We start from the raw sequence: 19619 nt of genomic DNA, 5'->3' as shown, positions 1-19619 counted from the left end.
TGTGGTGGCTAAGGATTGTCCTGTTGGCAGCGATCGACAAAGGCCTCGACAACGGTATCCAGGGCAATCCCCCGGGACGCTTTGACGAGAACCCAGTCTCCCGTTTGTAAGCGTGCACTATGCACCAGCTCACTGAGCCAGTCAACCGCTCTTTCCCTGCTCTGCAGCACAACGATGTCCTCGTCGTGCATGCCGCCGGCCAGCGCGCCACGCTTCATGTCTTCGGCAAACCCGCCGACCAGGCCGAGGTAATTAATACCCAGCCGCGCCGCCTGCAGCCCGACCGCTTCGTGCAGGCCGGGGGCATCGGCGCCGAGTTCCAACATATCGCCGAGCAGCGCCGCCCGTCTGGCGGATGCAAGCCGGGCCAGGGTTTCCAGTGCCGACGACATCGAGGCCGGATTGGCGTTGTAGCTGTCGTTGAGAATCTGGATGCCACCGTGCGTCTGGACAGCCTGCATGCGGTTGGCGCCACTGCGAAAGGACTCGAGTCCCGCGACGATGCAGGCCAGATCGATACCGGCGGCATGGGCAATGGCCGCAGCGGCACAGGCGTTGGCCGCGTTATGTAGTCCCGGTGCCCGGATCGTCAGCCGCGCCTGCTGTTTACCGACATGCAACCTAAATGTCAGTAAGCCGGCCCCATCGGCCACGCTGTCTGCCGCCCATACCAGCGCATCGACCGGCCGTCGGCCGGGTTGCACCGAAAACCCGACGGTGACCCGATCATGGCGCCGGGCGCAGGCGATGACACGCTCGTCATCGAGATTGACGATCAGCACCGCCCGCCGGTCGACCGTGTCGAACAATTCTCCCTTGGCCCTGGCCACGCCATCGATCGAGCCGAGCCCTTCCAGGTGGGCACCATGGATATTGGTAATACAGGCAATATCCGGGTCGGCGATCTCCGTCAGCCGGGCAATCTCTCCCGGCCGGTTCATGCCCATCTCGAGCACCGCCGCCCGATGACGTGTGGTCAACGGCAGCAGGGACAAGGGCAGCCCGACCAGGTTATTAAAATTTCCTTTCGTCTTCAACACTCTACCTGGCGGTCGGTCAACCCGATCAGGCCAGCGACAGGAAAAAATTGCCGCCGTCATCTCTTTGACCGTGGTCTTGCCGCAACTGCCGGTCAACCCGACCACGACCGGATTGTGTAGTCGCTGCACGGCCTTGCGGCGCCAGTTGGCCAGATCACCGAGCGCGGTCAGCGTATCGGCGACTTCTATGCAGGCGGCCGGCAACCCGGAGGCCCGCCGGGCATCAGCCACGACCAGACAACCGGCGCCATTGGTGACGGCTTGGATAAGATACTCGTGGCCATCGTGCGTTTCACCGCTCAGGGCGACGAAGACATCCTGCCCGCCGATGGTTCGGCTGTCCGTCGAGATTGTCGAAAACCGCCGAGAGGGGCGATCCACGTCACGGACGAGACGGCCATCGACTGCCGCGGCCAGTGTCGCCGTATCCCAGAGCATTCCGGCCTCGCTCGCAACCAGACAGTCGTCGAAAAATCGCTTGCCGGCGGCGGTGATCTGGTACCGCTCGTGTCCTTTGCCGGCAATGAGCACAATGTCTCCGGGGCCGGCAACGGCGACGGCAAGCTCGATGGCGGCATGGCGGTCACCGATCTCGACGCAGCCCTTGCCCGCCTCGCCGCGTCGCGTCAGCCAGTCGGGGTCATGGATCGGCACCCCGCTATCGCGCGCACCGGCCAGAACCAGGGACCGGATCGATGCCGGTTCTTCGCTGCGCGGATTGTCGTCGGTGACGATGGTCACATCACTCAGGGTAGCGGCGATCCCGCCCATCAACGGACGTTTGCTCCGATCCCGATCGCCGCCACAACCGACCAGGCAGTAAAGCGTTCGATGCGGCACCCCGGCCAGGGTAGCCAACACGTTGGCAAGCGCATCGGGCGTATGGGCATAATCGACAAAGACGGTTGGTTGGCCGCCTGGTCGCTCGGCCATCTCGATACGCTGCAGCCGACCCGGGGCGCCCGGCGCGCTGCTGAGCAGCCGGCCGGCGGTTTCTTCGTCGAACCCCATGGCCGTCAGCGCCGTCAATGCGGCCAGCAGATTGTCCATGTTGAAGCGCCCTACCAACGGCGAGGAAAGCGATCGCTGCACGCCCTGCAACCCGCGATACACCATTTCCGAACCGGCCAGCGTCGAGTGCGACTCGAGCAGGCGGATCTGCGCAGCATCGCCGCCGCAGGTCAGCAATTGCACCGGCAGGGTCCGGCATCGCGCCAGCACCCGTTCGGCCCAGCCGGCCTGCGGGCTCTGTCGATCCTCCGGCAGGACGACGACGACATAAGCACCGGCGTGCAGATGACGCTCGAACAACAGCGCCTTAGCCGACCAGTATTCCTCCATACTGGGGTGGTAATCGAGATGATCCTGACTGAGGTTGGTGAACACGGCCAGCGCGCAATCAAGGGGGCCGAGGCGTTGCTGCTGCAGCGCATGGGAGGATACTTCCATCACCACATGGGTAACCCCGCCGTCAACCATCTCGCGCAGGATACGATGGAGCTGCAGCGGGTCGGGCGTGGTGAACGGCGCCGGGTAGCGGATCAGTCCGCCGTCTTCTCCCCGATAACGATATTCGACCGTACCGATTACTCCGACCTTTAGCGCGGCCTGGTTCAGGGCGTGTTCGAGCAGATAGGAAACCGTTGTCTTGCCGTTGGTTCCGGTAATGCCGATCAGCGTTAGTGATTCCGCCGGATTGCCGTAGAACCGCGCGGCCAAAATCCCGAGGGTCAGACGGGCATCATCGACCACCAGGATACAGGTGTCGGCAATCAGTTGGTCGTGCCCCAACAGGTCTTCACGGTCTACCAGCACCGCCACCGCGCCGGCGTGGAGAGCTTCGGCAATGAAGCGATGGCCGTCGCTGGCCCCGCCGCTCAGTGCAATGAACAGATGCGCCGGTCCAATCCGTCGCGAATCGGCGCTGATTCCCCGGATGACCAGGCCTTCCGGCCCTCGCCGTGAACGGCAGCGATAATCGATGCCTTCGATGAGTTCGGAGAGATGCATAGCTTTTTGTTGATCACCACCTGCCCGTGCCCTGCCTTTATCGTCTATTATGGCCATTCACCGCACCCCCGAAGCCGGATCGTTCTTAAAGTCGGCATCGACCCGATCCTGCTCGAGCATGAGCAGGACCTGCGCCCCGGAGGACAACGGCGAACCTGCTTCCGGCCGTTGATCGACCACGCGCCCCGTCCCCTGAACCCGGACGGTTATGCCCGCTGCTTGCAGGATGCGCAAACTTTTCCGCAGACTCATGCCGTCCAGCTCCGGCATGACCACCTCCAGCCGGTTCAGCTCTGTCTCCTCCGACGCCTGGTCCCGAACGGGAGCCGTAGCCGAGTCGGCACCCACCACGGAGCGGTAATTGATACCGGCCTGGTCTCCCGGGCTCATCATATCGGCGAGATTCTTCATTACCCGCTGCAGCGCTATTACCGGCGCAATCAGCGACAGCACGTTCCGATCGAGATCGGCCGCATCCTTCTTCTCGGTCAGGTAGCCGGGGTCCGACCCGACGGCCAGCACCACCAACTCCGGGCGCTCGGCCGGGACCAGCGCCAAGGAGAGGTGATGTTGCTGAAAAGAGTTCATGCCGCCGTTCATCCGATACGAAGTGCTCGTCCCCGACAACAGGCGCGAATCGACAGGGCCGGCCTGCCCCATTGCCTGAAATAAGCGACGCAACTCCGGCGTCAGCGAAGTGTCGATCACGTCCCGTTTACCGGGATCACCGAAACTCTCGAGCAGATACTCGCTCTGGTTGCGCCGCAGCACCAGGCGATCGGCTGCATGAGGGGTGACACCGACACCGCCGTTGACGCTGCGGGTGATCGACGTCAACAATTGTAGCGGCGTCTGCATCACCGGGACCGTTTCGTAGTCCGGCAGCAGCACCTGCGGCGGATCGAACGAGACCCGCTCCGACACCGTTTGTGAAGACGAGGTGAAATCATACCCTTCGCGGTTGCCGACGCCGAGTTTTTCCCACAACTGTAGCTGCACACCGAGCTTGCGACGCTCCGTGACAACACTCCACGGCAGCAGGCCGCCGGCACCTTCGGGCTGGCTTGCCAGCAGGGAAATCTCGCGAAGAAAGACCTTGAACGGCTCAGGAACGGCCATCATCTCGTCAAAGATATCGGCAAACAGTTCCTCCCGATAGGTATGAAACCTGTTCGGATCGAATGAAGGTGTCTGTGCGTAGCCGATCAGGGCGCCGGTGGCCGCTTCCATAACGACGATTCCCCGTTTGCTGCCTGACGGAAGATTTACATAAGATGCCAAATGGTTGTCGAGTATCCTCTGGATCTTCAGATCAAGAGTCAACAGCAGATGCCGACCATCGACACCGGGGTGGCCATCTGCAACCAACGGCAGCGTTTCAACCCCTCGCTTATCGAGTCGATATTTCCGCTCCAGCCGGTTGTAAAACTGCTCGATACCGGCCAGACCGGTATCCCGCTCGACAAACCCGACGAGATGCGCCGCCGACTCTCTCTCCGGGTAGTGGCGGACAAATTCCCGATGCAGATAGACGCCGCGCAGAGCCAAGTCGGTGATCAGCTCTTCCTGTTCCTGGCTGATATCCCTGGCCAGCCAGATTCTGGGACTCCCGGCGCCAAGCCGCTCGGCAATATCTTCGGCCGGAATCCCGAGAACCGTGGATAGCGGCTTGATCACGGCGGCCAGATCGGGAATTTCACGGACGGTGGCATACACCGAAACGCGCTCGTAGGAAACGGCCAATACCTGGTAATTCCGGTCATAAATCGTCCCACGGACAGATTCCCGGGATCGAGTGTCGCGGTCTTGTTCCACCGCCAGATAACCGGTGATACGGTGCCAGAATTCCGGTTGCCACCTGCTGACATACCAGGCAGCGCCGATACAAACTAAGGTGATCAGTACGATGATGACCAGTCGCCGCCTTCCGACCTGTTTTGTTCGCAGACGGGACCGCTTGACCATCGTGTCGTCGGCTTAGCGAAGCTTGAGTACCTGATCCTGCTCCGGCGCAAACAGTGCCAGTCTGCTTCCCGCTTCTCGTTGAACCTGTTGCTCAGACATCAAACCGGCCCGCTCGGCCAGCAAGGCCATCTGCTCGTCTTTAAGAACCAGCTGGTGCTCTGCAATGGTGGCGATATCCTGGCGAACGGTTGAGACGGCATGGCCGAGCCACAGGTTGACAATCAGCGCGACACCGACCGCTACCAGCGCAACTTTCACCGCCGCCAGCCACAGCATGGCGCCGCCCGGCAACTCAAAGGCCCGCCGTCGGCCGCGACGCTGGGTAAAACCCGGCTGAAATACCGGTCGCCCGATGGTACATGAATTTTGATAGTTCATATCTTCCCCCTGTTGCTTAAGCCAATCGTTCGGCGACCCGCAAACGTGCACTGCGTGATCGCGGATTAGCCCCAATTTCCTCTCTTCCCGGCACAATCGGTTTCTTCGTCAATACTTTCAATTCAGCCGCACCGGCAAACGCCCGTTTGACGATGCGGTCTTCCAGCGAGTGGAAGGAAATGACGCATAAGCGCCCGCCGGGCAACAGATGGTGAACGGCCCGATCGAGAAATCGGCCGAGATTGGTTAACTCGTCGTTCACCGCGATGCGCACTGCCTGAAAGACCTTTGTTGCGACATGGATCTTCGGCGGATGAAACGGTTTCGGCACGGCCCGGGCAACCAGCTCGGCCAGCTGTCCGGTGGTGGTTATCGCCTGCCGCCGTCGCTCCTCGACGAGATATCCGGCAATTCGTCTGGCCTGCTTCTCCTCTCCAAAATAATAAAAAATGTCAGCTAGCTCCTGCTCTGTCGCCGAAGCCAGGAGCGTCGTCGCAGTGAGTGTCCGGCGCCGATCCATACGCATGTCGAGCGGTTCGTCGAAGCGAAAGCTGAAGCCGCGATCACCGCTGTCAAGCTGCAACGATGAGAGTCCTATATCGATCATAATGCCGTTGACCATGTCATAGCCGGCTTCCGCCAGACCGGCATCAATCTCCTGGAAATTGCGACGCATGATGATCAATCGCTCCCGAAACGACGCGAGCGCGATCTCGGTGCGGGCAATCGCCGCTTCGTCCCATTCAAAGGCGATGACCCTGCCGTTCGGGGCGCTCCGCTCCAAAATTTCCCGGCTATGCCCGCCAAGTCCGAGCGTGCCGTCGACATAGAGGCCACCAGGCACCACGGCCAGCATCCCGATGGTTTCTGCCAGCAAAACCGGTCGGTGAGTCGTTCCATGGATGGTGCCCTCCATCAGAGAATGCCGAGTTTGGCCAGGCTGTCGTTGTATTGATCGAAATTATCCCGGGTCCGGTTGAACTCGGCAAGCCAGGCGTCTTTGTCCCAGATCTCGACGAATTCGAGCATGCCATTCAAGACCACATCTTTACTGATACCGACTTCAGCCCTGAGCGGCGCCGGTATCAACAGGCGGCCCTGTTTGTCCAAAGAACATTCGCTGATGCCGGACACAACGTGTCTGATAAAACCCGACAAATTCGGCTCTTCCCTGCCCCTGGTGAGCAATTTGTCTTCAATGATCTGCCATTCGGAGGCGGGATAGGCGCGCAGATACGTCCCCCAGGAGGTTATCATCAGTTCCGGAGAACCGTAATGGTGCAGCACTTCCCTGAACCTGCTCGGGACATTGAGCCGTCCTTTCGGGTCGAGCGCGTGCTCGGACCTGCTGCGAAACCTGCTCTTGATTATCTCGTCTCTGGCCACGGGGTTATCCACGGAAAACCACTATCAACCGCTTTGCATCCACTTTTTACCACTTTCTGTCATTTATACTATCAACCAGATTGAAGTCAAGGAAAAAGACAAGGAACTTCAAGACTCTAGCGCCCTTACTCAATTCTTTAATACCTACTACATATAGTCGCGCCACATCAACGATGACACCATATACAGTAGTAACAGCACATATCTGCGCGCCAAAGCCTGACTTTAAAATGCTTCAGAATATCAATCTATGTGGCTGATATAATATACTATTTTATGATCAGCAGAAAAATGGCCAAAATGTCCGGAAATAAGAGCTGGTGGTTAAAAGTGGCTATCAGAGGGAAGCGCGACTCGACAACGGCTATGTGGCGCCTGGCAGAGAGGTGGTCGCCGATGAGCGACAAGTGCTTGTTTTTGTCAGGCAGGGGCGGCTGGAAATCGGTGTTCAGATCCGGTCCGAGCGAGTCGCTTACTCGACCGATTCACGGTGCTCTCTTCTATTCGTCCTGGTCGAACAAGGATGGTTGCATTCGCGCCGACCCGGGTGGCTTACGACCGAAATGCTCATAGGCGGTAATGGTTGCAATCCGCCCACGGGGCGTCCGGGCGAGGAATCCGGACTGGATGAGGAATGGCTCATAGACGTCCTCGAGCGTGTTTTTTTCCTCACAAACGACAGTGGCCAGGGTCTCCAAGCCGATCGGCCCGCCCTGAAACTTGTCAATGATGGTCAACATGATACGCCGATCCATGTCGTCCAAACCGAAACGATCGACATTGAGCAGGTTCAAGGCACCGTCGGCAACCCGCCGATCGACGACCCGATGGTTACCGACCTCGGCATAATCGCGAACCCGTCGCAGCAAACGATTGGCGATTCTCGGTGTGCCCCGGGAGCGGCGACCGAGTTCCAGGGCACCTTCGTCATCGATATCGACACCGAGAATCCGGGCCGAACGCTTGACGATGGTCACCAGTTCCTCCGGGGCATAGAATTCGAGCCGCAACATCACGCCGAAACGATCGCGCAACGGCGGCGTCAGCAGTCCGGTACGTGTGGTCGCGCCGACCAGCGTGAAGCGCGGCAGGTCCATTTTGATCGAACGGGCTCCCGGCCCCTGACCGATGATCAGATCCAGTTGAAAGTCTTCCATGGCCGGGTAGAGGATCTCTTCAACGACATGATTGAGGCGGTGAATCTCGTCGATGAACAGAACATCGCCCTCCTGAAGGCTGGTCAGGATGGCGGCCAGATCACCCTGCCGTTCGATCACCGGTCCTGAGGTCACCTTGATGCCCGTGCCCATCTCGTTGGCGATGATATAGGACAGTGTCGTCTTCCCGAGGCCGGGAAATCCGTGGAACAGGACATGATCGAGGGGTTCGCCGCGCATGCGGGCGGCCTTGATGAACACCTCGAGACTGGCCCGCACCTGCTGCTGGCCGATATATTCGGCCAACCGTTTCGGCCTGAGATCGTTGTCGTTGCTGTGATCCCGACCGATGGGCGCCGGATCGACGAGACGATCGTCGCCGAACAATTCTTCTTCGAAATTCATGCCAGGCTCCTCAGGCATTCTCTGAGCAATTCCTCGAGGGACAACTCATAAAACGCCTCATTGCCGACCCGCTGCTTGACCCTGGTCAACGCCTGCCGGCAGGTCGGGTCGCTGTAGCCGAGATTCGTCAGGGCCGAGAGGACATCCATTACCACCGAAGACGTTCCCGGTCCATCGGTCGTGCCGCCATCGGCCGGGTGGAAGTCTCCGGCGGACGCCAGGTGACCGACCTTGTCCTTGAGTTCCATGCAGATCCGCTCGGCAGTCTTTTTGCCGACGCCCGGCAGAGTGGTCAGCCGCTTCACGTCACCGGTACCGATGCTGCGACACAACTCGTCGAGCGGCAGCCCGGCCAGCACCGCCAGTCCCAGTTTAGGCCCGACCCCGGATACGGAAATGAGCGCCAGAAACAGCTCTTTGTCTTCCGCCCCGGGAAAACCGAACAGGACGATGGCATCGTCACGGACCTGCATATGGACATGGAGAAAGGTCTCCTCCCCCTTGTCCGGTAGCCGGGACAGGGCGTCGGCGGTGAGAAAGACCTCGTAGCCGACGCCGTGGACATCGATAATAACCCGGTCCTTCTTTTTCACCACTACCTTGCCGGCAAGCGCTGCAATCATCTCTATCCTCCCGTCTCAGAGACGGAACTGGTTGGCGTGGCAGATCGCCACGGCAAGGGCGTCGGCGGCATCGGTACTTGGCATGGACGGCAGCCCGAGCAGGACACGGACCATATGCTGGACCTGGGCCTTGGCGGCCTGGCCGTAACCGGCAACACCCTGCTTGATCAATTTCGGGCTATAATCGTAGACCTGCAAGCCGTTCTGCATCGCCGCAACCACCGCCGCCCCGCGGGCCTGGCCGAGCTTCAGGGCGGACCGCGGATTGGTCGCCAGGAAGACGTCTTCGATGGCCGCCGCCGTCGGACTGTGGATTTGTATCACCTCGTTGACCCCGTCGAAAATCTGGTTGAGTCGATGGGCGAACGGCAGCTGCGGCGAGGCCTTGATCACCCCGCAGGCAATGAAGCCGATCCGGCCCCGGTCCGAGACGATCACCCCGTAACCGGTCGTGCGCGAACCGGGGTCGATGCCGAGTATCCGCTCCATGCCGACCGGTTGTCGCTGGTCCGGACAAACCGGGTCAGGACAGTTTCTCCATCAACACGGCATCGATGTCGAAGTTGGCGTGCACTTTCTGGACGTCGTCATGATCCTCGAGATTTTCCAGCAACTTCAGAAGGGCTACAGCGATATTTTCCTCGTTCACCTCCACCGTGTTTTTCGGAATCATCGAGATCGACGCCTCAAGAAAAGAGACCCCTTGCTGCTCCAAGGCCTCGCACACGTCGTTGAACGATTCGACATCGGTTAACACCTGAAATTCGTTCTCTTCTTCGACGACATCCTCGGCACCCGCCTCCAGCGCTTTATCCATCAACTCTTCTTCTGCTATTGACGACTTGTCCACCAGGATCTGGCCTTTTTTATCGAACATCCAGGCAACGCAGCCGTTCTCACCGAGATTGCCGTTGCTTTTGGCGAAGTAATGGCGAACATCAGCCACCGTCCGGTTGCGGTTGTCGGTCATGCACTCGACCAATACCGCCACGCCGCCCGGCCCGTAGCCTTCATAGAGGATCTCTTCGTAGACGACCCCGTCGCCACCGCCCGACCCCTTGTCGATGGCACGGGAGATATTGTCTTTCGGCATGTTTTCGGACTTGGCAGCGGCGATGGCTGCCCGTAGCCGAGGATTGCCATCCGGGTCCGCCCCCTGCCTGGCGGCAACGGTTATCTCTTTGATAAGTTTAGAGAATATTTTGCCGCGCTTGGCATCGATGGCACCTTTTTTCCGCTTGATGGTCGACCATTTCGAATGTCCTGACATATACCTTCCTGTAATGTTGTTTATTCTGCCCGGCCGACCCGTTGTCGGGCCGCCGTGTCTTACCGCTGTTGCGGGTCCACCGTCTTCCGGTACTCCATGCCGAGGACGAATAGTTCGCGGCTTTCCTTACGGGAACTGTTCGGCTTGATCACCTTGACCAGGGAAAACTGCTCCTTCAGCGTAGCGATAAAAGATACCGTTTCCTCTCCCTGAAACAGTTTGCACAGATAGTGCCCCTTTTCATGGAGCAGCTGCCCGGCAAGATGCAGTGTTTGCTCGGCCAAACGCATCGACTGCTGGTGATCGGTCCAGCGATTGCCCGTCGTCCGCGGGGCGATATCGGACAGGAGCACCTTGAACGCCGGCCGGATCCGGCGGATCCGGGAGATCTGCTCCGGGTCGGCGATATCACCGCAGAACCAGTGAATAGCAGCGCCGCCGGGTCGAGCTGCGATGGCCGTCTCCTGCAGGTCGATACCGACGACGACCCCTTTCGGACCAACCACCTCGGACGCATAGAGCGACCAGCTGCCCGGGTGGCAGCCGAGATCAAGGACGCTGTCGCCTGGCCTGAGCAGCCGGTACTTTTTCTGCACCTCTTCCAGTTTATAGATAGACCGTGCCGGATACCGATCCTTCTTGGCCTTCTGAAAATAGTAATCCCTGACTTTTCGCACGGTTCATCCCTTGTGCCCGGACCGGGTCCGCTCGGGTCCGGAACGCGCCCCGGTTCGCCCGGACATCTCATGTTCCCGCTCGGCAAGATAACGATCGACCCAGCCAAGCGCCTCCTCCCGGGTGTGCACTACTCCTTCAACCACCGCCGTTTCAACGCCTTCCAACAGCTCACGAAACAACGGCCCGGGCTCCAGGCGCAATGTAGCAATCAGATCGTTGCCGGTCAACAATTTCGGTCCGTTCAATACCGGGGCGATGGTCTCGTGATAGAGACGGTCGACCCGGGCGTACAGCCCGGCCAATTCTGTCTCGATGGTTGCCGGCCGATCCGTGCCCTGCCCGGCCAGCGTGTCGGCCATGGCCAGGACAAACAAACCGGCCAGATCGTCACCGGCCCGGCGACAGATCTTCAGCAGGGCTCGGCGGCTCACCTCGCCGTCACGCCGGGCAACGTTACAGAGATGAAACGGATGCATGTGCATCGCGATCAACTCGGCGACCCGCTGGGCCCGCCGCCGGTTCCAATGCAGCCGCTCGGCCCGGCGCAAAAAAATTTCCCCGCCCCGTTCATCGTGACCGTAAAAGGTAATGCGCGGCTCACAACTGCCTGCGTCGGGGCGCAGCGCCTTAGCCGTCGGCTTACCGACATCGTGAAACAGTGCCGCCCATTTGAGCTGCATCCGATGACTCGGCTCGGCGAGATAATCGACCAGTGAGCCGGACGATTCGGGAAAAAACTCCGCCGGTGTATCGATGACCCGTTCCAGACACCGCAGCGTTTCGATATTATGGTCGAGCACATCGAGATGGTGACAGGCCGGCTGACCGACCCCGTCACCATGCATCAATTCCGGGGCCACCTCTGCCAGCAGTCCACAAGAATCCATGGCGGCGCAGGCCGAAGCCGCCCGCGGCGTCGCCATGATCCGCTCCCATTCTGCATTGATCCGTTCGGCGGCACTGCTTGTGATCAGGTGTGCGACCGCGCCGATTTCGGCCAGTGTCTCGTCCTCGATGACAAAATCGAGCTCAGCGGCCAATCGGATGGCCCGTAGCAAGCGCAGTGGGTCGGCGACGAAAGCGCCCGGGCAGGAGCGGATGATACCGTTTTCGATATCCTGCTTGCCGCCGAGCGGGTCGATCAGGGGCGCCTGACCATGCCCGTCCTTTGCCGCCAGGTCGACAGCCATGGCGTTGATGGTGAAATCGCGCTTGACCAGATCCTTCGCTATCTCCGTCGCCCCGTCTCGGAAACCGGCCGCATCGATAACCAACTCGGGCAACACCAGTCGGCAGGTATCATCGGCGGGATCGCCGAGTACCACCACCGTGCCGCTGCCGAGCCGTCGCGCCAACCGCCGCAGAAATCCGGCGGCGTCGCACTGAACGGCCACATCGAGATCGGGCGGCACCACGGCGACCCTGCGCAACCAGTCGCGCAGAACCCCGCCAACCAGGTAGACACACTGTCCACGGCAGCCGGCAATCTCCGGCAACAGGTCAAACAACCCATCCGGATAAAACCGGGCCAAAGCTGCCAACGATATCTGCTGCTTCTGTCGCACCTTTTTTTTCTCGCCGAAGTTGTCTATAGTAGCCGCTAACGTGCTGCCCAGGAAATCAGGGTACCATAATCACCCGATCTGCACACCGTTTCTCAGACGATTTGCCGGAGACCAGATGTCCGACAATTGGTTTTATCAACAGCTGCTTGCCTTCGGCCTCGAAGCGACGCTTGCCGAGTCGGCCGCCCTGATCATCAGTGTATCCTTGATCCTGCTGATCATCATGATCGCCACCATCGTTCTGCGCCGGGTCCTGCGGGCTATCAGCATGGGATGGATCAGGCGAAACCGGCATCGCTGGGATGATGTGCTGGTCAATCACCGGGTGATTGACACTGTCAGCTGGTTCGTACCGCTGCTGCTGATGAATCTGTCCATCGATGCGCTGCTGCCTGAAGGAAGTGCCATCTACCTGATCCTGAAGCGTACCACCCTGGTCTTTTTCGTACTGGTCGGCGTACTCAGCATCAACACCGTCCTGTCGGCTGCTGGAGATATCGCCCGGCTGGTGAAAATGAAACGGGCCGACGTGCTCAACGGCTTCGTCGATGCGGCCAAGATCGCCAGCTATATCTTCGGTGCGATTTTCGTCATCTCGATTTTCTCCGGCATGTCACCGTGGGGAATCATCTCGGTGCTCGGCGGTATGACCGCGGTAACCATGCTGGTGTTCAGGGACACCATCGTCGGCTTCGTCGCATCGGTACAACTGACCGCCACCGACATGGTGCGGATCGGGGATTGGGTCGAAATGCCGTCCTATGGCGCCGACGGCGACGTGATTGGTATTTCGATCCACACCATCCGCGTCCAGAATTGGGACAAGACGATCACCACCATCCCCACCTATGCACTGGTGTCAAACTCCTTCAAGAACTGGCGGGGGATGGCCGAATCCGGGGGGCGGCGGATCAAACGAGCGCTGATGATCGATATCAACTCGATCCGTTTCTGCGATCACGACCTGCTCGAACGCTTCTCCAAAATTCACTTACTCAAAGACTATCTCAGCGCCAAGGCCAAGGACATTGAGGAATTCAACCGGCAACACTCGTTCCCGGACGATCCGGCCCTGCCGATCAACGGCCGCCGGCAAACCAATATCGGCGTATTTCGCGCCTATGTCATCGCCTACCTGAAAAGTCTGCCACAGGTCAACCAGGAGATGACCTTTCTCGTCCGTCACCTCGCTCCCACCGAGCACGGCCTGCCGCTGGAAATCTACGTCTTCAGCAAAGACAAGCGCTGGGCTCACTACGAAGCGATCCAGGCCGACATCTTTGATCACCTGCTCGCCGCGCTGCCGCAATTCGACCTGCTGGTCTTCCAGAACCCGAGCGGCCACGATATGCGCCACTGGGGCCGGCCGGCCGCGCTTTCCGCTGTGCAAACGGACCAGCACGCATCGTGAGCGAGTCTTTGCAACCGGAACTGATCATGGCCCCGCTCAAGGGCATCACCGACGCCCTGTTCCGCCGAGTCTACGCCGCTCACTTCTCCGGCCTCGACGGGGCCGTCGCCCCGTTTATCAATCCGCAGAGCACCGCCGTCTTTGCCGACAAGGTGCTGGCCGACCTGCAGCCGGAGGCCAATACTTCTCTGCCGGTCACCCCGCAATTGCTCAATACCGATGCAACCGGTTTTCTGGCCCTCGGTAATCGCCTGTTCGAACTGGGCTACCGGGATATCAACTGGAATCTGGGCTGCCCGGTGCGAATGGTCGCCAAGAAACGGCGCGGTTCCGGGCTGCTGCCCTACCCCGACGCCATCGTCGCGCTGCTGGAAGCGGTCTTGCCGGAGCTGAAGCCGTGCCTGTCGATCAAGATGCGCCTGGGCTACCATGACGCTCGGGAATCGCTGGCACTGCTCCCCCGGCTCGACCCCTTCCCGCTGACCGGGATCACCATCCACGCCCGTCTCGGCAGCCAGCTCTATAGCGGCCAAACCGATCCCGATGCCTTCGCCCGCTGCTGCTACCTGACCCGTCATCGCCTGACCTACAACGGCGATATCACCTCCCGGCAGGTCTTCCACGAACTCGCCGGGCGGTTTCCCGCCGTGGAAAGGTGGATGATCGGTCGCGGTCTGCTCGCCAACCCGTTTCTACCGGCGGAAATCAAAGGCGAGGTTGCTTCCGGTCCAGCGCGACTGGTCTCCCTGGCCGCTTTCCATGACGAACTGTTCCTGGCCCTCAAGGATCGACTGAGCGGTCCGGGCCACCTGCTCGGCCGCTTGAAACAGATCTGGATCTATTTTATCGATGCGTTTCCCGGAGCACACAGGCACCTGAAGAAAATCACCCGGGCAACCAGCGAACACGCTTATCATGAAGCAGTACAAGCAATCGTCGGCACGGCAGAATAACCGCCACCTTCGCTGGAGAAAATGATGCCGCTGGAAGTATTGCTCATCGTGTTGCTCGCGGCTTTGCTCCACGCCAGCTGGAATGCACTCATCCGCGCCTCCTCTCACAACCTTCAGGACACCTGTCTTCTGGTTGTCGGAGCGGCGTTCTGGACGCTGTTCCTGATACCATTCCTCCCACTACCGCAGAGCGAAAGCTGGAACTATCTGGCGCTGTCGGTGGTGCTCCACGTAATCTATTTTGTCTTGCTGGCCGTTTGCTATCGTTTCGGTCAACTCAGTTTCTCTTATCCGATGATGCGCGGCATCGCCCCGGTCATAACGGCATTGGCAATGGCCTTGCTGTACGGTGAGTCGCCGTCCGTCGGGGCTTGGCTTGGTATCGGCTGCATTTGCGGCGGGATAGTGCTGCTCTCCGGCGACGCCTGGCGAGCGAAATCGCTGGACTGGGCGACGGTTGGTCCAGTACTGGCCACCGCCGCTATCATCGTCTGCTATACGCTGGTTGACGGCCACGGCGTGCGGCTGGCCGGCCATGCGCTGGCCTATACCAGCTGGTTGTTTCTGCTCACCGCAGCAGTGTTCATTGTCTTGTCGGCACTACTCGGCCGGATAGCAAGCTGGCGGCGGACACGAATACAATGGGCACGGGGGCTGGTTGGCGGGGCGTGCTCGCTGGCATCCTACGGGTTGGTTTTGTGGGCCATGATGCGTGCGCCAATCGCCCTGGTCGCCGCATTGCGCGAGACATCTGTGGTCATCGCGGCGATCATCGCCGTCTGCTGCCTGGGAGAGAGACTCACCTGGTTGCGCGTGCTCTCAATCTGTACGGTAACCGCCGGCGCCGTGGTCATCAAGATCATATGAAATGGCGGGAGGGTACGCAGCCTGCGCTCAGTCCTTGCGCTCGCTATAGCGATCGGTGACACGATCCTGCAGGAAGATGTGGCGGTAGTGGTTACGATCACCGTTCTCATACCACTGGTGCCCCTGCTCGATACAACGGGAGCAGGCCTTGCGCGGGATGGTCACCCCGAGCATGCGGACGCCGCGGTCGGAAATACTGTCGATCCGCAGGGCGCCGGCGCAGTCATCACAAATGCGGATAGTCTCTTCCTGTGTTTCCAGAATGTTGTCGGTATCGTAGAAAATCTGGCGGCGCCGTTCGCCGCAATCCGGCTTTTTCCGAACCGTATGGGTGATGGCCGCCCGTTTGTTCCAGATCTCCAGCGCGTAGTTGCAGGTCTTCTCTATCACCCTGGTCACATCGGGATCCTGGTGCAACCGGTCCGGGTTGAAGTCCGGTTCGCGCAGGTGACTGTAATCGAGACCGGCCATGGCCATGATGATACCGGCATTGACGTAGGGAAGCGCCCCTTCGATCGCGTAGCCGCCTTCGAGAACGGCGATATCCGCCTTGAGCATCGACGTCAACCGGGCATAGCCGCGGGCGGAAAAATTCATATTGGTGATCGGATCGGAATAGTGATTGTCCTGCCCCGCCGAATTGATGATCAACTGCGGCTGAAAATCCTCGAGAATCGGCAATACCGCGTGCTCGATGGCGTAGAGGAACCCTTCGTCGCAGGTCTCCGGCGGCAGCGGCAGATTGATGGTCGTGCCGGCGGCATTGGGGCCGCCGAAATCGTTGAGAAAGCCACTTCCCGGGTAAAGGGTGCGACCATCCTGGTGGATGGAGATAAACAGCGTATCCGGGTCGTGCCAATAGATATCCTGGGTACCGTCGCCGTGGTGGCAGTCGGTGTCGACGATCGCCACCCGGTCGACCCCGTAAGCCCGGCGAAGATATTCGATCATGATCGCTTCGATATTGATGTTGCAGAACCCCCGCGCCCCGTGAACCACCCGGTTGGCATGGTGGCCCGGCGGCCGTACCAGCGCGAAACCGCGTTCGATGGTGCCGTCCATGACCGCCATGCCGATGGTCTTGGCCCCGCCGGCACTGATCAGGTGCGACTCGGTAATGACCGCCCAGGGATCCGGCACACAGAAATGAACACGCTGAATATCCTTGATGTTCACCAGATCGGACTTGAGTTCGACGATGCCGTCGATATCGAGTAACCCCTCCTCGAACACCTGGTCCTGGGTATAGAGCAGACGCTCTTCCCGTTCCGGGTGAGTGGGATCGATGGCCCAGTCGAAGGCCGGGAAAAAGACGAGTCCGGTTTTGTGGGTGGCGCGAAGCATAACTGGAGATCCTGGCACGTTATTGGTGACTGCAGGCACCGGCTCCTGCCGTGAGCGGTCCTGCCGCCCTGCCTCCTCGATGACCGACACCGGGAGAGGCAGGCCTGATTATAGTGCTACAAGTCGGAACGATTCAGCGTTTCGGTCTGCGGATCGTAACCGTGGATCAATCCGGGTTTGACCTGGGCCCGTACCCGGATATTTTTGCCGACCGTATAAAAACCGCGCACCATGTTGAATTGCGCCTCTTCAACGACCTCGGTCTGGACAAACTCCGGATTGGCCCCGCGGGCCAGGGCCTTTTTCCGTACCAACTCGAGAGCGATCTCCCGGATGTTGCCGAGATCGAAGCTGGCAGGAATATTCTGATGATAGCCCTCACCCTGGGCCGTCACCACCTGGCGGGCCGTATCGGCGTAAACCGTCACCTCGCAGGTGGTGCGCGCCAACGCGCAGCCGATGGCATTGGCGACCTGCCAGTGCGGCACCGGCATGACCTCGCCGGGAAACAGCGTGGTCAACCGCTCAGCGAACTGGCTCGCCGGCCCGCCGAGAACGAGCATGCGGTCCGGCTGAATCTGGATACCCTCGTGCATCTCGTGCACGGTGTAGACCGGGCGACTGTTGATATCGCTCACCATATTCCGCGCTGCGGTCAAGATTTCCCGGCAGGCGGTGGTAAAAATCAATTCGGCAATCTCCTCGACGGACAGCTGTAGAGCAGCGGCCAGCGGCGTCAATCCCTGGACCGAGCGAGATCGGTCGCCGCCGTCGGCCAGACCGAGGACACAAAAGGCGTCGGTCGGTGTCGGCAGCGGCCCGCCGTAGGCCATGGCCCGCCCGAGGCGATCCGGACCGATACTGATCTGAGAATCGCGGACCCGAACGACGCTGTCGCCGCCGATGCCGATGGAGCGAGTCTGCAATGCGCGGATCAAGGTCTTGTATGGCCCGATTTCAATGCCCCCGGAGGCGAGCACCGGCACCCCATCGAGGATGATCGCCATATCGGTGGTCGTGCCGCCGATATCGAGAACCAGACAACTCTCGTCCGCGCGGGCATAGGCGATTGCCCCCATGACACTGGCCGATGGCCCGCTCAGGATGGTCTGGGCCGGATAATCAAGCGACGTTGCCATATTCATGTTGCCGCCGTCGGGCTTGAGAATCCGGATCGGCACAACAATCCCTTTTTGCGCCAGGGATTCCTGCACCGCCGTGAAGAAATCCCGGTGCACCGGATAGACGGCGGCGTTGAGAAAGGTGGTGGCGATGCGTCGGGGAAAACTGAGCACACCGGACAAGGGGTGCCCCATAAAGACCCGCTCGACATAGGGGGCGAGCAGTTCGGCCAGGCGCAGTTCATGCTCCGGGTTGCGTACGGAAAACTTGGTGACGACACCCACGTAGGGCAGACCGGCGGCCCTGATCTGCTCACCGACGGCCTTGATCTGCTGCTCATCGAGCGGCTCGATCTCGCGTCCACCGTGATCCAGGGCGCCGCGCACCACGTAATAATGATCACCGACACGAAAATGCTCGGGGTCGATTCCCGGACCTCCCGACACGATCATGGCCACCGGCGGCAGCGTGTTCTGCACCACCATGTTGGTGGCCAGCGTGGTGCTCAGTACCAACCGCTTGACGTCCTCGGGCCGTTGCCCCTCCATCAGCAGGTCAAAGGCCGTAAGAAGTGTTTCGTAGAGGTTGTCCGGGTTGGTCGGTACCTTGATATCACGTACCAGTCCCCGGGAGTCGAAAAGAACCGCGTCGCTGTGCGTGCCACCGACATCCAGGCCAATGATCATGGGCGTGCCCCGCTGTGAATTGTAACGATCTGTCGCCTGCAAAAGATGTCACAGCGTACCGGAAGCGTTGCGGATTGTCAATTACGCTGATGCAATCGATCAATTCCGGTGGCAGTGTCGCAAGCCGGCTTCCATAGCTGAGGGTCTCAACAAACAATGACAATCGTCATCGTGGTCGGAAGAGCTGACTTTCGGATAATCCATATGACTGAAAGTCACGATGAGTAATGGTGAGCGGCGCTATAACATATGGATTGATCTGTGGAAATCGTGATCTGAGCTGACGCTTTCGGAGGGAGAATTTCAATTTAGCCTGACGCCTTCAGCTCAAGTAAATCTCAAAATTCACAAGAACTACCTCAGGTGCTCCCTTCCACTCCTGAGGTAAAGATGTTCATGGGTAAGTTCTGGTTTGAGATTCCTGTTTTACTTTTAGGTATTGGAGGATCATTACCCCATAGGTATACAGGAACTATACGTAACATATCCTGTTTTTTCTATTGATATAGATGTGTTAGTTGCTCATATATTGTGCTCTTTTGGTCCTCGCGTCAAGGTCTTTCTGACCAGAGGCCCATCAGGAACTAGTTCCTGATGGGCGGAACCTCTGCGGCCAGAGTATCGTCGTTTTGTGTCTCCAGCCGTTCCATAACCCGGTAGTAATCATGCTGGGTTTTTAGGTTAGACAGTCGGCTGTAGCGCATGGTCAGTTCTATTTCTGAGTGGCCCAGCAACTCCTGGATCGTAACGATATCAGCG

Annotated in this window: 16 protein-coding genes; 3 read left to right on the top strand and 13 right to left on the bottom strand. The window is 59.7% G+C overall.

Going from position 1 to position 19619, the window contains the following annotated elements; all coding sequences use genetic code 11:
- Window positions 1-8 precede the first annotated feature (8 nt).
- The 11 genes from BUC26_RS16915 to BUC26_RS16865 form a co-directional block, all read right to left on the bottom strand.
- Window positions 9-3107: a UDP-N-acetylmuramoyl-L-alanyl-D-glutamate--2,6-diaminopimelate ligase gene (locus BUC26_RS16915; protein ID WP_084540730.1), complete on the bottom strand. Its 3099-nt coding sequence runs from the start codon at window positions 3105-3107 to the stop codon at window positions 9-11.
- Window positions 3108-5015, bottom strand: a complete 1908-nt coding sequence (locus BUC26_RS16910) for a PASTA domain-containing protein (RefSeq protein ID WP_073377893.1) — start codon at window positions 5013-5015, stop codon at window positions 3108-3110.
- A gap of 12 nt (window positions 5016-5027) precedes the next feature.
- Window positions 5028-5393: a hypothetical protein gene (locus tag BUC26_RS16905; RefSeq protein WP_073377891.1), complete on the bottom strand. Its 366-nt coding sequence runs from the start codon at window positions 5391-5393 to the stop codon at window positions 5028-5030.
- Window positions 5394-5409: 16 nt separating this feature from the next.
- Complete coding sequence (rsmH, locus tag BUC26_RS16900) at window positions 5410-6309, bottom strand: 16S rRNA (cytosine(1402)-N(4))-methyltransferase RsmH (RefSeq protein WP_073377889.1); 900 nt, start codon at window positions 6307-6309, stop codon at window positions 5410-5412.
- The gene (locus tag BUC26_RS16895) at window positions 6309-6779 is read right to left on the bottom strand and encodes a division/cell wall cluster transcriptional repressor MraZ (RefSeq protein WP_073377887.1); all 471 of its coding nucleotides are present in this window, start codon (window positions 6777-6779) and stop codon (window positions 6309-6311) included. The genes rsmH and BUC26_RS16895 overlap by 1 nt, the downstream gene beginning before the upstream one ends.
- A 500-nt stretch (window positions 6780-7279) precedes the next feature.
- Window positions 7280-8341, bottom strand: coding sequence for a Holliday junction branch migration DNA helicase RuvB (ruvB, locus tag BUC26_RS16890; RefSeq protein WP_073377885.1), 1062 nt, complete (start codon window positions 8339-8341; stop codon window positions 7280-7282).
- Window positions 8338-8964, bottom strand: coding sequence for a Holliday junction branch migration protein RuvA (gene ruvA / locus BUC26_RS16885; RefSeq protein WP_073377883.1), 627 nt, complete (start codon window positions 8962-8964; stop codon window positions 8338-8340). Before ruvA ends, ruvB begins: the two co-directional genes overlap by 4 nt.
- 15 nt (window positions 8965-8979) lie before the next feature.
- Window positions 8980-9453 carry a crossover junction endodeoxyribonuclease RuvC gene (gene ruvC, locus BUC26_RS16880; protein WP_073377882.1) on the bottom strand — a complete coding sequence of 158 codons (474 nt, stop codon included), beginning with the start codon at window positions 9451-9453 and terminating at the stop codon, window positions 8980-8982.
- Between the two features lie 34 nt (window positions 9454-9487).
- Window positions 9488-10234: a YebC/PmpR family DNA-binding transcriptional regulator gene (locus BUC26_RS16875; protein ID WP_073377881.1), complete on the bottom strand. Its 747-nt coding sequence runs from the start codon at window positions 10232-10234 to the stop codon at window positions 9488-9490.
- A 59-nt stretch (window positions 10235-10293) separates the two neighbouring features.
- Window positions 10294-10911, bottom strand: coding sequence for an SAM-dependent methyltransferase (locus BUC26_RS16870; protein ID WP_073377880.1), 618 nt, complete (start codon window positions 10909-10911; stop codon window positions 10294-10296).
- Between the two features lie 3 nt (window positions 10912-10914).
- The gene (locus BUC26_RS16865) at window positions 10915-12453 is read right to left on the bottom strand and encodes a tRNA nucleotidyltransferase/poly(A) polymerase-related protein (protein ID WP_143166053.1); all 1539 of its coding nucleotides are present in this window, start codon (window positions 12451-12453) and stop codon (window positions 10915-10917) included.
- A gap of 139 nt (window positions 12454-12592) precedes the next feature.
- Here BUC26_RS16865 and BUC26_RS16860 point away from each other — a divergent pair, with 139 nt between their 5' ends.
- The 3 genes from BUC26_RS16860 to BUC26_RS16850 are packed head-to-tail and all read left to right on the top strand — an operon-like array spanning window position 12593 to window position 15708.
- Window positions 12593-13888: a mechanosensitive ion channel family protein gene (locus tag BUC26_RS16860; RefSeq protein ID WP_073377878.1), complete on the top strand. Its 1296-nt coding sequence runs from the start codon at window positions 12593-12595 to the stop codon at window positions 13886-13888.
- Window positions 13885-14841, top strand: a complete 957-nt coding sequence (locus tag BUC26_RS16855; RefSeq protein ID WP_244155883.1) for a tRNA-dihydrouridine synthase family protein — start codon at window positions 13885-13887, stop codon at window positions 14839-14841. Before BUC26_RS16860 ends, BUC26_RS16855 begins: the two co-directional genes overlap by 4 nt.
- Before the next feature lie 21 nt (window positions 14842-14862).
- Window positions 14863-15708 carry a DMT family transporter gene (locus tag BUC26_RS16850; protein ID WP_208609821.1) on the top strand — a complete coding sequence of 282 codons (846 nt, stop codon included), beginning with the start codon at window positions 14863-14865 and terminating at the stop codon, window positions 15706-15708.
- A 27-nt stretch (window positions 15709-15735) separates the two neighbouring features.
- On the opposite strand, the gene BUC26_RS16845 is transcribed toward BUC26_RS16850, so the two are convergent.
- Together BUC26_RS16845 and BUC26_RS16840 are read right to left on the bottom strand one after the other, a co-directional pair.
- Window positions 15736-17052, bottom strand: a complete 1317-nt coding sequence (locus tag BUC26_RS16845; RefSeq protein WP_073377875.1) for a histone deacetylase family protein — start codon at window positions 17050-17052, stop codon at window positions 15736-15738.
- Window positions 17053-17168: 116 nt separating this feature from the next.
- Window positions 17169-18860: a hydantoinase/oxoprolinase family protein gene (locus BUC26_RS16840; RefSeq protein ID WP_073377874.1), complete on the bottom strand. Its 1692-nt coding sequence runs from the start codon at window positions 18858-18860 to the stop codon at window positions 17169-17171.
- Window positions 18861-19619: the final 759 nt, after the last annotated feature.

The sequence above is a fragment of the Desulfofustis glycolicus DSM 9705 genome (assembly GCF_900130015.1).
GTDB classification, from domain to species: domain Bacteria; phylum Desulfobacterota; class Desulfobulbia; order Desulfobulbales; family Desulfocapsaceae; genus Desulfofustis; species Desulfofustis glycolicus.
The sequence above is the reverse complement of the archived record's forward strand: the minus strand, read 5'-3'. Positions and strand labels throughout refer to the sequence as shown.

Coding starts and splice junctions, on each gene's coding strand:
- ruvB (WP_073377885.1), bottom strand. CDS start 8,341: ATGAATTTCGAAGAAGAATTGTTCGGCGACGATCGTCTCGTCGATCCG.
- ruvC (WP_073377882.1), bottom strand. CDS start 9,453: ATGGAGCGGATACTCGGCATCGACCCCGGTTCGCGCACGACCGGTTAC.
- BUC26_RS16840 (WP_073377874.1), bottom strand. CDS start 18,860: ATGATCATTGGCCTGGATGTCGGTGGCACGCACAGCGACGCGGTTCTT.
- BUC26_RS16845 (WP_073377875.1), bottom strand. CDS start 17,052: ATGCTTCGCGCCACCCACAAAACCGGACTCGTCTTTTTCCCGGCCTTC.
- BUC26_RS16850 (WP_208609821.1), top strand. CDS start 14,863: ATGATGCCGCTGGAAGTATTGCTCATCGTGTTGCTCGCGGCTTTGCTC.
- BUC26_RS16860 (WP_073377878.1), top strand. CDS start 12,593: ATGTCCGACAATTGGTTTTATCAACAGCTGCTTGCCTTCGGCCTCGAA.
- BUC26_RS16910 (WP_073377893.1), bottom strand. CDS start 5,015: ATGGTCAAGCGGTCCCGTCTGCGAACAAAACAGGTCGGAAGGCGGCGA.
- rsmH (WP_073377889.1), bottom strand. CDS start 6,309: ATGGAGGGCACCATCCATGGAACGACTCACCGACCGGTTTTGCTGGCA.
- ruvA (WP_073377883.1), bottom strand. CDS start 8,964: ATGATTGCAGCGCTTGCCGGCAAGGTAGTGGTGAAAAAGAAGGACCGG.
- BUC26_RS16875 (WP_073377881.1), bottom strand. CDS start 10,234: ATGTCAGGACATTCGAAATGGTCGACCATCAAGCGGAAAAAAGGTGCC.
- BUC26_RS16905 (WP_073377891.1), bottom strand. CDS start 5,393: ATGAACTATCAAAATTCATGTACCATCGGGCGACCGGTATTTCAGCCG.
- BUC26_RS16915 (WP_084540730.1), bottom strand. CDS start 3,107: ATGGCCATAATAGACGATAAAGGCAGGGCACGGGCAGGTGGTGATCAA.